Raw genomic sequence first — 12,430 nt, forward strand, 5'->3', positions numbered from 1 at the left:
CTCAGCTCCGCGGCGGGCGGGCGATGCGCAGCCCGGCCCGGCCCAACTGCGCGGTGATGTCCGCGAGGTACCGCTCGGCGTCGGCCACCGTCCCGATCCCGCCGGCCCGCCGCCGGATCCGGTCGTGCTCCTGCGGGTGCAGGCGCGCCTCCTGGATCGCGGCCGTCTCGACGAAGCCGCGCAGCGTCGCCGTGACGGGCCGGCCGGGATCGGCGGGGGCGGCGGCCTCCGCCTTCCAGGTCACGCCCGACTCGGCCGGGTCGGGCAGGGTGCCGGGCGTGTCGCGCGGGGCGTCGGCGGAGAGCAGGTGGAGGAAGTCGTTGGCGCGCGCGTCGCGGTCGGTGAGCGGGGCCAGTCCGAACAGCCGTTCCACGGTGGCGAGGAGCGAGCCGTGGTCGTACTGCGTGTGGTCGATCAGGTTGCAGTTCCGTCCGGCCCGGTCGCCCGGCGCGGCCGCCGGGACCCACGGCGAGACGACGACGGCGGGCACCCGGACGCCGAGTCGGTCGAAGCGGAAGCCGTGGGCGCTGTGCTCCGGGTCGGTGCGGTCGCCCGGCGGGACGGCGGCGGGCGGCGGCACGTGGTCGTAGAAGCCGCCGTGCTCGTCGTAGGTGATGACGAGCACGCTGGACTCCCAGAGCGGCGAGCGGCGGAGTGCCTCGTAGACGTTCTTGATCAGGGCCTCGCCGTCGGTCACGTCGTCGAGCGGGTGCTGGCTGTTGCCGCAGCGGAAGTCGCCGCCGTGGGTGAGGACGTGCCCGTAGTCCGGCTCGATGAAGGTGTAGGCGGCCGGGTAAGCGGGGTCCTGGAGGTGCTCGGCCAGGTCGTCGAGGTGGTGGTAGTGCTCGACGGTCGTCGCCAGGTCCATCCCGGCCAGCGCGCTGACCTGGGGGAGCGCGTCGCCGGCGTAGACGCGCCACGGCAGGCCCTTGCCGTCCAGGGCCTCGTAGAGCGTCCCGTGCTCGAAGGTGTAGCCGCTCAGGCGCGACCGGACGGTGTCGACCGGGTCGGGGCTGTGGTCGAGGCCGGCCGAGCTCGCCGCGTGCAGGAAGAAGCGGTTGGGCCAGGTCGGCCCGGGCAGGGCGGAGAACCAGCGGTCGCAGACGGCGAACTCGCGGGCCAGGGTGCTGAGGACGGGGAGCTGCTCGGCGGTGAAGCAGGCCATGACGGCGCCGGGGTCGGCGAGGGCCTCCGCGTCCTTCTTCACCGTCGCCTCGTTGGCGTAGTTGTCGACGAAGCCGCCCAGGGTGATCGGCGGGTAGGTGCCGTCGTAGGCGCACCGGTCGTCGTGCGGGCTGCCGGTGATGGGGGTCGAGGCGAGCTGGAGCCGGACGTCGCAGAACTCGTGCGGCGGGTCGACGGGCAGCGCGAAGGGCGCGCCGATCCGCACGGGGTACGCGGTGCCCGCGTGGTGGTTGCTCGCGCCGGTGTCGGGGCCGTCGACGGTGGCCGGCGCGCCCGTCACCGCGTCCGTGCCGACGCCGTGATGGAGGACGCCGTCGGCCACCGTGCCCGTCGACACCCCCAGCATGTGGTCGAAGGAGCGGTTCTCCAGGACGAGGACGAAGACGTGCCGGATCCGGCCCTGCGGCGCCGGTGCCCGGCCGGCCCGCAGCCCGGCGAGCCAGGCCCGCCACTCCTCGCGCTCGTGGGTGATCGCCTGCCGGATGCGTTCGATGGGCTCCATGGGGCCACCCCAGCACCGGTGGTGACGGACCGTCAAAGACCCACGCCGGTCCGTCCGGGCGGTCGGCCGGATGCGCTGATGGATGTCAGTCGTCCGCGTGGAGCTCGGTGGGCGTGGCGATGACGTCCACGAGGGCGTCGCCGCGCAGGACGGTGAGGGGCAGGGGCCGGCCGATGGCGTCGGCGAGCATGAGGCGCTGGAGGGACTGGGCGGTGCTCATCGGCTCGCCGGCCGCGGTGAGGAGGAGGTCGCCCTGGCGGAGGCCCGCCCGGGCGGCGGGGGCGTGCGGGACGACCTCGACGATCCGCAGGCCCGCCTGTTGCCCGGTGCGCCGGCGCAGCGCGGGCGGCAGGGGTGCGGGGACGCCCGCGAGGCCGAGGTAGGCGCGGCGGATGCGGCCCTCGGCGAGGAGGGCGGCGATGATCTGCCGGCTGGTCGCGTTGATGGGGACGGCGAGGCCGAGGCCGTTGCCCGCGACCGCCGTGGTGATGCCGACCACCTCGCCGTCCGCCGTGGTGAGCGCGCCGCCGGAGTTGCCGGGGTTGAGGGCGGCGTCGGTCTGGATGACGTCGTCGATGACCCGCACGGCGCTGCCCGCCCGCGCGGGCAGCGAGCGGCCGAGGGCGCTGACGACGCCCGCCGTGACGGTGCCCGCCAGCCCGAGCGGATTGCCGACGGCGACGACCAACTGGCCGACGCGCAGCGCCGTGGCCTCGCCGAGCCGCACCGGCGGCGGGGTGGCGCCGTCGGCGCGCAGGACGGCGAGGTCGGAGAGCGGGTCGGTGCCGATGGTGTGGAACGGCGCGGTGGTGCCGTCGCCGAAGGCGAGCGTGCCGGCGTCGGCGTGGCCGACGACGTGGGCGTTGGTCAGGAGGAAGCCGTCCTCGGTGAAGACCACGGCGGAGCCGAGCGCGGTGGAGAACCAGCCGCCCCGGCCGCGCCGGGGCACCTGGAGGGCGGCGACCCGTGGGGTCACGGCCTCGGCGACGGAGATCACGATCCGCGAGTAGGCGTCGAGGGCCGCCGCGCCCTCGTCGGTGGCGCGGCCCGGCCCGGGCATGTCGGTCACCTGGCACCCCTTCGTGAGAGAGGGTTCTCCCCGGTGCCAACAACGCGGAGCCGCCCGGACTTCCGGACGGCTGCGAGGGCCCGTTCCCGCTGCGGCTATTCCAGCGAGCCGCTCAGCAGCGCCGCCGCCGAGCAGGTCGCGGGCGCCGGGCCGCTCGCCGGCAGGCCCACCTGGCGGCAGGTGACGGTGACGGTGAGCTTCTGCTTCTCGCCGACGAGGATCGGCGAGCCCCAGTGGAAGTCCTGTTCGCGGAAGTTCTCCAGGGCGGGCGCGAGCAGGGGCGCGTCGCCGACGGCGATGGTGATGGTGCCGGCGTCGCCCTGCGGGTTCTCCAGGACGAGGTCGGTCAGCCGCAGCGTCTTGCCGTCCGGCACCTGGTAGGTCTCGGTCCGGGTGGAGCCGGCCGGGGCGGTCGCCTTGAGCCGCTGGGAGAAGAGCGCCGCCCCCGGCGCCGGCACCAGGCCGGTGCCGGGCGTCACGGCCGGCACCGGGGAGGCCGTTCCCGCCCCCGAGGCCGCCTGCTGCGCGGCCTGCTGGGCGGCCGCGGCGGCGCCCTGGGCGTCGGCGGCCTTCTGCTTGGCGTCCGCCGCCTGCGACTGGGCGGCCGTGACCGGGCCGGCCACGGCGTTCTTCGCGGTCGAGCGCACGGCCGGCCGGAGCAGCCCGAACCAGGCCGCGGCGAGTGCCCCGGCGAGTGCCACCACCGCGATCGCCGCCTTCAACAGGCCCTTGGGCAGCACCGGTCGCTGGAGGTAGGTGCCGTCCAGCGCGATCGGCTCGCCCTCGCCCGGGGTCACCACGATCTGGAACGCGTGCGGCACGGCGGTGCCGCGCCACAGCCGCCGCGCGGGCCGCACGTCGGCCCGGACGAACACCGCCCGGCCCGGCTCGACCGTCGTCGCGGCGGCCGGGAGCGCGAAGCGCAGCAGCCCGCCCCGGTCGCTGCCGGCGAGCGTCACCGAGACCGGCAGGTTGCCCCGGTTGTCGACCGCCACCTGGTGCCGGCCGCGTCCGCGCCCCTGCGACATGCGGGGCGTCAACTCCGCCGTCAGCCCGGCGAACGGCAGCACCTCGACCACGCCCTCGGGCACCGTCGCCTGCTCCGGCCGCTCCTGCGGCACCACCCGCACGCCGAACGGGACCGGCCCGGCCGGCGTCGTGCTCTCCCGCGGCGGGCGGAAGCGCAGCACGACCCGCCCGGCCGTCCCGGGGTAGAGCGAGAGCGACTCCGGCTCCACGGCCGTCCAGGCCCCGGCCGGGCCGAGCACCTCGAAGCGGTACGCCTCGACGAGCTCGCCGCCGTTGCGCACCTCCAGCGAGGCCTGCGCCTCCTCGCCGGGCAGCACCTGGACGGCGGACGGGTCGAGGTGGGCCGATGTGGTCGTCATGCGCCGAGCGTAGGGAGCCGTCCGGCGGTGGGCAGGTGCCCGGCGGCCAGCCTTCGGGGCAGTTCCGCTGCCCGTTAAGTCGTTGTGGAGTGCCTGATGATTTGCCGGGTGTTGACTCGTCGGGACGGGAAGCGCCCGGCGGTCCGCCGACCGCCGGGCCGGGGGCGCCCGCGGGTACGGCCGGGCGCGCGAGGGCGGAGGACGCGATGCGCTATCACGGCAACACCGGCGGCGACCGGATCCCGGTCCGGATCACCGCCGAGGACCCGGTCTCACGGGCCGGGCTGGCGGGCCAGCTGCGCACCTGCCCGGAGGTCCGCCTGCTGGACGGGGCCGGGCAGGAAGGGCCCGACGAGCCGGACGGGGAGGACGGGCGGACCGTCGTGGTCGTCGCGGTGGACAAGGTGGGGGAGGAGGCGCTGCGCACGCTCCGCCAGCTGCGCCGCACGGCGGCCGGGCGGATCGTCCTGGTCGGCACCGAACTGGACGACGCCGGGCTGGTCGCCGCCGTGGAGTGCGGGGTGGTCGGGGTGGTCCGGCGGCGGGAGGCGACGGCCGAACGGCTGGTGCAGGTGATCACCGCGGCGGCGCGCGGCGAGGGCAGCGTCCCGGCGGACCTCCTCGGCCGCCTGCTGGAGCAGGTGGGCCGCCTGCAGCGCCAGGTGCTCGACCCGCGCGGCCTGGCCTTCACCGGGCTGGCGCCGCGCGAGGTGGAGGTGCTGCGGCTGGTCGCGGCCGGCCGGGACACGGCGGAGATCGCCGAGGAACTCTCCTTCTCGGAGCGGACGGTGAAGAACGTCCTGCACGAGGTGACCACCCGGCTCCAACTGCGCAACCGCTCGCACGCCGTGGCGTACGCGCTGCGCGAGGGGCTGATCTGAGCCGCGTGCGCGAGGGCCGGACAGTGTCGCGTGCGCGCTGCACGAGGGGCTGATCCAAGGCGCGTGCGCGAGGGCCGGACCGCGTCGCGTGCGCGCTGCGCGAGGGCTGATCCGACGGCGGCCGTGGCCCGATCGGGCAGGCACCGCTACCCGGACCGCTGCCCCGGCCGCTGCTGCCGGTCGGGGTGGCGGCGGCCAGGGTTGCGGTGAGGAGGAGCATCCGGATGCCGTCGGCCCGCCCCCGGCGTGCGCGGGGGAACCGTCCGGGGGGACACGGTGCGACGACGCGTTACGACCCAGGGCCCGCTGCGGCGGTCGTTCCTGGCGCTGCTCTCGACGGCGCTTGTGGCGGCCCTGCTGGTGGCCGTCTCGGCGGCGGTCCGCCCGGGGCGCCCGGAGCCGATGGCGCCCGCCGCGGCCGAACCGGCGCCCGGGCGGATCGCCTACACCTCCGAGGACCAGGAGCACCGCGCCCTGGCCCTGGCCGACGGCGGCCGGCTGACCGCGCTGCTCGGCGCCGCCCAGGCGGGCGACGACTGCCAGCCGTCCGCCCGCGGCGACACGGTGGTGTGGGTGAGCGACCGCAGCGGCACCGGTGAGAGCCTGCTGTGGCGCCAGGGCGCCGGGCCGGTCAAGGTGCTGCTGGAGCGCCCGGGTTGGCGGCTCAAGCACCCGGTGCTCTCCCCGGACGGCGCCTGGGTGGCCTTCACCTCCTGGCAACCGGGCGCGTCGGACCCGAGCCGCGACTGGTGCCGGCAGACCTCCCTCGCCGATCCGGACACTCCGGGGGCCGACGGCGCCGACCGCACGGCCTCGATCTGGGTGGCCAGGACCGACGGCGGCGAGCTGCGCCGCGTGGTGGTCGGCGGCGGCTGGGCGAGCTGGTCGCCGGACGGCGGCGCGCTCGCGTTCGAGCGCGGCGGGAAGCTCTTCCGGGTCCCGGTCGCGCCCGGCGGCACGGCCGTGCCCGTCGACACCGGTCCGGACCCGGCGCACCGGCCCGCCTGGGAGCCGTCGGCCGGGGCCGGGCACGACCGGATCGCCTTCGTCACCGTCCAGGGCGGCTACCAGGAGCTGGCGCTCGTCCCGGCGCGGGGCGGGGCCGTGCGGCCGGTCGCCCGGGGGTCCCGGAGCCAGTGGGTGAACAGCGACGTCACGTGGTCGCCGGACGGCGGCGCGCTGGCCTTCCTCTCCGACGGCGTCTTCCGCGTCGATCCGGCGGGCACCTGCCCGGCCTGCCCCGGCACGGCCGTGCTGGACGGCGTCAACAACACCGTGGAGTCGGCCGGGTGGTACACCCCGGCGGGCGGGACGCCGACGGTCCTCGTCACGCGGCTCACCGAGTACGTGCCGCGGATCGAGGGCGTCCACCCGGCGCCGCCGCTGGACCGGCTGGACCTCAGGCCGCAGGCGGTGGACGGCACGGAGAGCACCGCCGACCCCGCCTGGTCGCCGGACGGCCGACGGCTCGCCTTCACCCGGACGGAGTACGCCCAGGGCAGCCCGGCGCCCACCGCCGGCCGGCCGCCGACCCGGGTCATGGTCGGCGACGCGACGGACCCCTCCCGCGCCACCGCGCTCGCCGGACAGGGGATCGACCCGGCCATGGACCAGATCGAGCCGGCCTGGTCGCCCGACGGCAAGCGGCTCGCCTTCGTCCAGACCACCCGGAGCTGCACCGACTGCGTCCAGGGCACGGCCGACCGGATCCTCGTGGCCGACGTCTCCGGCGGCGTCGACAAGGCGAAGGTGGTCCTCACCGTCCCCGCGCGCACCCGGAGCGGCTACAACTGCACCTCCACCGACTCCGACCCCGCGTGGTCGCCGGACGGCAGCCGGCTCGCGTTCTCGCGGGCCGGCACGTGCACGCCGATCATCCACCTGGCGGACCTGCGCGAGGCCCCGGCGCTCGCCGCCGTCAGCGGCGTGCGGCACCTCTGGTCGGTCGAGGCCGGCGCCGGGGGAGACCAGCGGGACCTCACGGCCGCCCAGTGCGGCGACCCCGACTGCCCCGTCCTCGACGAGCGCCCCGCGTACGCGCCCGACGGCGGCGGGCTCGCCTTCGCCCGGAAGCTGCTGGCCGCCACGCCCGACCCGAACTCCCCGCCGCCCTCGTGCACGTCCGGCTTCTGCCCGCCGCCGAACGGCCCGCCGCGCGCGACCAGCCCGCTGCGCGTCCTGCTGGAGCTCGGCCCCGACGGCGCGAGCTGCCACGGCGTCATCCCGCCCGCCCCGACCTGCCGCACCCTCGGCCCGGTCAACGGCTCGCCGCCGCAGCCGGTGGCCTTCTACCAGCCCGCCGACCCCGCCTGGTCGCCCGACGGCAGGCAGCTCGCCTTCGACACCGGGATCCGCAACGGCGAAACGCTGTCCGGGCGGATCGCGGTGGCCGACGCGGCGACCGGGACCGGGCAGGTCCTTCCCGCGCGCTACCTCGCCGATCACCGGCGCCCGTCCTGGCAGCCCACCGCCGACCTCGCCGTCGCCCTGACGGCCGCGCAGCCGCAGGTCTCCCTGGGCGGCACGACCGAGCTCACCCTCACCGTCACCAACCTCGGCCCCGCCCCGGCCAAGGGCGTCACCGCCGGACCCGCCCTGCCCGCCGGGCTCCAGGCGGTCGGCGTCCCCGTCCCTTCCCAGGGCACCTGCCCGGCCTCGACGCCGTACCACTGCGCGCTCGGCGGCCTGGCGAAGGGGGCGAGCGCCACCGTCCGGCTCACCGTCAAGGGCGTGGCGACCGGCGCCCAGCGGGCCACCGCCCAGGCGGGCGGCGACGTGCTCGACCCGAGGACCGAGAACGACCAGGCGGAGACCGTGGTCACCGTCCTCGCCCCCGGCCTCGCCGTCACGGCCACGGCGACGCCCGGGTCCGTCCGGCCAGGCGAGCCCGTGACGGTCGCGTTCACCGTGCGCAACCAGGGCGACGGGACGGCCTCCGGCGTGACGCTGACGCCCGTGGTGCCGGCCGGGCTGCGCGTCGTGTCCGCGACGCCCGCGTGCCCGTCCACCGGCTGCGTCCTCGGCGATCTCGGGCCGGGCGCGCAGACGGTGGTGGAGGTCGTGGTGACGGGTGACGCGGTGTTCGGCGGGCAGGTCACGGGGACGGTGACCAGCTCGAACGGGGAGCCGGTGACGGCCGGGGCGGGCGTCGTGATCACCGATCCCGGGACGGCGACGCCCACGGCCACGCCTACACCCACGGCCACGGCGCCGCCGCCGACCGGCACGCCGACCGCGACGCCCACCGGCACGCCGAGCGCCACCCCGCCCGACACGCGCTCGCCCGAGTTTGCCGTCACCGCCGCCGCCGACCCCGCGCTGATCCGCGTCGGGCAGCGGGCCACCGTCACCCTGACCGTCCGCAACGGCGGTGCGGTCCCGGCGGGCGGCGTCGTACTGACACCCGCCGTGCCGTCCGGGCTGCACGTCGAGCAGGGCTGTCCGCCCGCCGGCTGCGCGCTCGGCACGCTGGCGCCCGGGGGCGAGGCGAGCGTGGCCGTCGTGGTCACCGGCACCGCCGCCGGGAGCGCCACGGTGACCGGCACCGCGACCACCCAGGGCCGGAGCGCCGGCGCCACGGCCACCCTGACCGTCGTCGACCCCGCCGTCACGCTCGACCCGAAGGTCGGCCCGCCCGGGCTCGTCACCCTCGCCCACGGCACCGGCTTCCCGCCCGGCGCCGCCGTCCGCCTGCGCTGGAGCGCGGGCGTGACCGCGGCCGCCGCCCCGGTGACCGCGGCCCCGGACGGCACCTTCACCGCGCCCGTCCTCGCACTCGCCCAGGACACCCTCGGCCCGCGCGAGCTGATCGCCACGCTGCCCGACCTGCCCGCCCTCGGCGAGGTGCGCACCGGGTTCGTGGTCGTGCCCGGCGTCCTCCAGCCCCAGCAGTACCAGGAGCGGCGGTGACACGGTGATCCACGAGGTCGACGAATCGCTGCGCACCCTCGTCCGGACCGAGGCCCTGGACGGCACGGACGTCGAGCTGGTCTTCGACGCGCCCACCCGCGACTGGGCGGCCCGGCGCAACACCCCCACCGTCAACCTCTACCTGTACGACATCAGGGAGGACCTGCGGCGCGGCTCCCGAGGGAGGCAGAACGTCTACGACGAGCAGGGCACGGTCGTCGCGCGGACCCTGCCGCCCCGCTACTTCAAGCTCTCGTACCTGATCAGCGCCTGGACCCAACGGCCGGAGGACGAACACCGGTTGCTGTCCGCGCTGCTCGCCTGCTTCCTGCGGCACACCGCCCTGCCGGCCGACGCCCTCGGCCCCGCGCTCGCCGCCACCGGGCTGCCCGTCCCCGTCGGCATCGCGCTGCCGCCACCCGAGGACCGGGCCTTCGCGGACGTCTGGACGGCGCTCGGCGGGGAGCTCAAACCCTCGCTCGACGTCGTGGTGAGCGCGCCCTTCGCCGTGGCCCCGGTCTACCGGGCCGGACCGCCCGTCCAGGAGGGCCTGGTGCTGCGCAGCGGCGAACTCGCGCCCCCCGCCGGGGAATCGTCCACCGTGCACGCCGCGCCGCGCCGACGGAGGGCGCGATGACCGACCCCGGCCTCGCCCACCTGCTGGAGCGGCTCGCCCTGGTCGAGGAGCGGGTGCGCCGGGCCGTCACCGCCCGCCGCGCCACCGACCCCGAACCGGACGACCCGTTCCGCGGCCTCTACCTCTCCGACGAGACGGTGCGCCGGCTCCTCGACGAACCGTCGGCCGTCCCCGCCCCCGACGCGGTGGACGCCGCACGGCTGGCGGCCGTCGAGGAGCGGGCGGACGCCGCCGAGCGGGCCGGAGGCACCCTCCGACTCCGCTTGCTGGCCGTGGAGTTCGACCTGAATCCGCTCGACACCGAACTCCTCCTCGTCGCCCTCGCACCCGACCTGGACGGCCGCTTCGAACAGCTCTACGGCTACCTCAACGACGACGTCACCCGCCGCCGGCCCACCGCCGGGCTCGCCCTGGCGCTGTGCGGCGCCCCGGCCGCCTCGGCCGCCGCCCGCCGGCGGCTGGACCCGACCGCGCCCCTGGTGGCCCGCGGAGTCCTGCTCGTCGAGGAGACCGAACGCCCCTTCCTCAGCCGGTCGTTGCGCGTGCCCGACCGCGTCGCGGCGCACCTGCTCGGGGACGACACCCCCGACCACCGGCTCGCCGACCTCCTCACGCCACTGGAACCCGGGGACCCGGGCGCCCCGGCCGCCCCGCTCGGCGCCGCGCTGGCCGGCGGCCCCGCCCTCGCCTACCTGCGCGAACCGCCCGGCGGCTCGGCCCGCACCCTCGCCGCCGACGCGCTGCGCATCGCCGGGCGCCGGGCACTCGCCCTCGACCTCGGGCAGCTCGCCCGCGACCCGGCCGCGCCCGGGGCCGTCGTCGCGGCCGGCCGGGAGGCGGGCCTGACCGGCGCCGGGCTCGTCGCCGGTCCCGTAGAGGCACTCGCCGCCGAACGTCCCGCACTGCTCCGGGCGTTGGCCGCGCTGCCGTGCCAGGTGCTGCTCACCGGGCGCGTCTCCTGGGAGCCCGAGTGGTCGTCGGCCGTGCCGCTCCTGGTGGACGTGGCCCGCACCGGCGCCGCCACCCGGGCCGCACTGTGGCGGGCGGCGCTGGGCGGGGCACCCGTCGACCACGACGCCGCCGCCGCCTTCGTCCTCACCCCCGACCAGGTGGAGCGCGCCGTCCGGACCGCGCACCAGCAGGCCGTCCTCGCCGGGGGTCCGCTCACCGAGGACCACCTCCTGCACGGCGCCCGCGCGCAGAACAGTGCCGGGCTGGAACGCCTCGCCCGGCGGATCCGGCCCACGGTCGGCTGGGCCGACCTCGTCCTGCCCCCGCCCGTCCTGGCCCGGCTGCACGAACTCGCCGCCCGCGCCCGGCACCGCGACCGCGTGCTCGGCGACTGGGCGATGCGGCCCGGCGGCGGGCGCGGGCGCGGCGTCATGGCGCTGTTCGCGGGCGACTCGGGCACCGGGAAGACGATGTCGGCCGAGGTGATCGCCGGCGACCTCGGCCTCGACCTCTACACCGTCGACCTCGCGACGGTGGTCGACAAGTACGTCGGCGAGACCGAGAAGAACCTCGAACGCATCTTCACCGAGGCCGCCGGGGTCAACGCCGTGCTGCTCTTCGACGAGGCCGACGCGATCTTCGGCAAGCGCTCCGAGGTCAAGGACGCCCACGACCGCTACGCCAACGTCGAGAGCGCCTACCTGCTCCAGCGGATGGAGTCCTTCGACGGCCTGGCCGTCCTCGCGACCAACCTGCGCGCCAACCTCGACGACGCCTTCACCCGCCGGCTCGACCTGGTAGTCGACTTCCCCCGGCCCGAGGCCGGCCAGCGGACGGCGCTCTGGGCACGCTGCCTCGGGCCCGCGCTGCCGCGCGCCGACGACCTCGACCTCGAATTCTGCGGCAGTGCCTTCGAGTTGGCCGGCGGTGACATCCGCTCCGCCGCCGTCACCGCCGCGTACCTGGCCGCCGAGGCCGGCCGCCCGGTCGCCATGGCGGACCTGATCGCGGCGGTGGCGCGGGAGTACCGGAAGCTGGGGCGGCTGTGCCTGGAGAGCGAGTTCGGGCCGTACCACGCGCTCACCCGGCTCGCCGCGTAGTGCCCGTTCGGGCAGCAGGGGGTGTCCGGTCGGCACGTCGGGTGCTCCTGGCGGTCGGTTCCCCGGCGCGCAACTCTCTTGATGACGACCGTGGTTGGGGAGTGATGGGATGCGCGATCACGAACTCGGGGCCGAACAGCTCCCCGACGCCGGGCCCCGGGCCGAACGGGCGCCGCACGACCATGCCGGGCTGCTGCTCCGGGCCGCCGCGGGCGGGCGCGCGGGCCTGCTGGGAGCGGGCGGTCTGCTCGGGCTGCAGCGTGCGGTGGGCAACGCCGCCGTCGGCGCGGCGCTGGAGGAGGAGCGTGCGCCGGTCTCTCCCGTGCACGACGTCGTCGCTTCCGGTGGCAACGCCCTTGACGGGGAGGTGCGTTCGGACATGGAGGCCCGCCTCGGCCACGACTTCGGCGACGTCCGCGTGCACACCGACAGCGCCGCCCACGACTCCGCCAAGGCCGTCAACGCCCATGCCTACACGGTCGGTTCGCACATCGTCTTCCAGCGCGACGCCTACGACCCCGGTTCCCACCAGGGCCGTACGACACTCGCCCACGAGCTCACCCACGTCGTGCAGCAACGCTCCGGTCCGGTCGACGGCACCCCGGCGGCGGGCGGCATCGCGGTGAGCGACCCGGGCGACCGCTTCGAGCGGGAGGCGGCGACGACGGCCGAGCGGGTGATGGCGGCTCCGGCGGTCCAGCGGGACGTGGAAGAGGAAGAGCCCTCGGTGCAGGGCCTGTTCGTGCAGCGGACGGAGGCGCCCGAGGAGGACGAAGCAGCCGCGTCCCAGGACAGTTGAGAGGCCGCC

Annotated in this window: 8 protein-coding genes; 5 read left to right on the forward strand and 3 right to left on the reverse strand. The window is 76.8% G+C overall.

What is annotated here, in order from left to right; genetic code table 11:
* Nucleotide 1 precedes the first annotated feature (1 nt).
* The 3 genes from ACFXDE_RS18040 to ACFXDE_RS18050 all read right to left on the reverse strand — a co-directional run bounded on the left by ACFXDE_RS18040 (nucleotide 2) and on the right by ACFXDE_RS18050 (nucleotide 4,144).
* Nucleotides 2–1,687, reverse strand: a complete 1,686-nt coding sequence (locus ACFXDE_RS18040; RefSeq protein WP_380495327.1) for an alkaline phosphatase family protein — start codon at nucleotides 1,685–1,687, stop codon at nucleotides 2–4.
* A gap of 85 nt (nucleotides 1,688–1,772) precedes the next feature.
* Nucleotides 1,773–2,747 carry a S1C family serine protease gene (locus ACFXDE_RS18045; protein WP_380495443.1) on the reverse strand — a complete coding sequence of 325 codons (975 nt, stop codon included), beginning with the start codon at nucleotides 2,745–2,747 and terminating at the stop codon, nucleotides 1,773–1,775.
* Between the two features lie 104 nt (nucleotides 2,748–2,851).
* On the reverse strand, nucleotides 2,852–4,144 hold the full coding sequence (locus ACFXDE_RS18050) for a hypothetical protein (protein WP_380495329.1): 1,293 nt from the start codon (nucleotides 4,142–4,144) through the stop codon (nucleotides 2,852–2,854).
* A gap of 206 nt (nucleotides 4,145–4,350) precedes the next feature.
* On the opposite strand from ACFXDE_RS18050, the gene ACFXDE_RS18055 reads away from it, so the two are divergent.
* The 5 genes from ACFXDE_RS18055 (at nucleotide 4,351) to ACFXDE_RS18075 (ending at nucleotide 12,421) form a co-directional block, all read left to right on the forward strand.
* Entirely contained in the window at nucleotides 4,351–5,025 is a 675-nt protein-coding gene (locus tag ACFXDE_RS18055; RefSeq protein WP_380495331.1) for a response regulator transcription factor, read from the forward strand.
* A gap of 276 nt (nucleotides 5,026–5,301) precedes the next feature.
* Nucleotides 5,302–8,934, forward strand: a complete 3,633-nt coding sequence (locus tag ACFXDE_RS18060) for a hypothetical protein (protein WP_380495333.1) — start codon at nucleotides 5,302–5,304, stop codon at nucleotides 8,932–8,934.
* Between the two features lie 4 nt (nucleotides 8,935–8,938).
* On the forward strand, nucleotides 8,939–9,571 hold the full coding sequence (locus tag ACFXDE_RS18065; protein WP_380495335.1) for a DUF4255 domain-containing protein: 633 nt from the start codon (nucleotides 8,939–8,941) through the stop codon (nucleotides 9,569–9,571).
* Complete coding sequence (locus ACFXDE_RS18070) at nucleotides 9,568–11,622, forward strand: ATP-binding protein (protein WP_380495337.1); 2,055 nt, start codon at nucleotides 9,568–9,570, stop codon at nucleotides 11,620–11,622. Before ACFXDE_RS18065 ends, ACFXDE_RS18070 begins: the two co-directional genes overlap by 4 nt.
* Nucleotides 11,623–11,731: 109 nt before the next feature.
* Entirely contained in the window at nucleotides 11,732–12,421 is a 690-nt protein-coding gene (locus ACFXDE_RS18075; protein WP_380495339.1) for a DUF4157 domain-containing protein, read from the forward strand.
* The last annotated feature ends 9 nt before the right edge of the window (nucleotides 12,422–12,430 follow it).

The sequence above is a fragment of the Kitasatospora sp. NPDC059408 genome (assembly GCF_042751525.1).
Taxonomy (GTDB): domain Bacteria; phylum Actinomycetota; class Actinomycetes; order Streptomycetales; family Streptomycetaceae; genus Kitasatospora.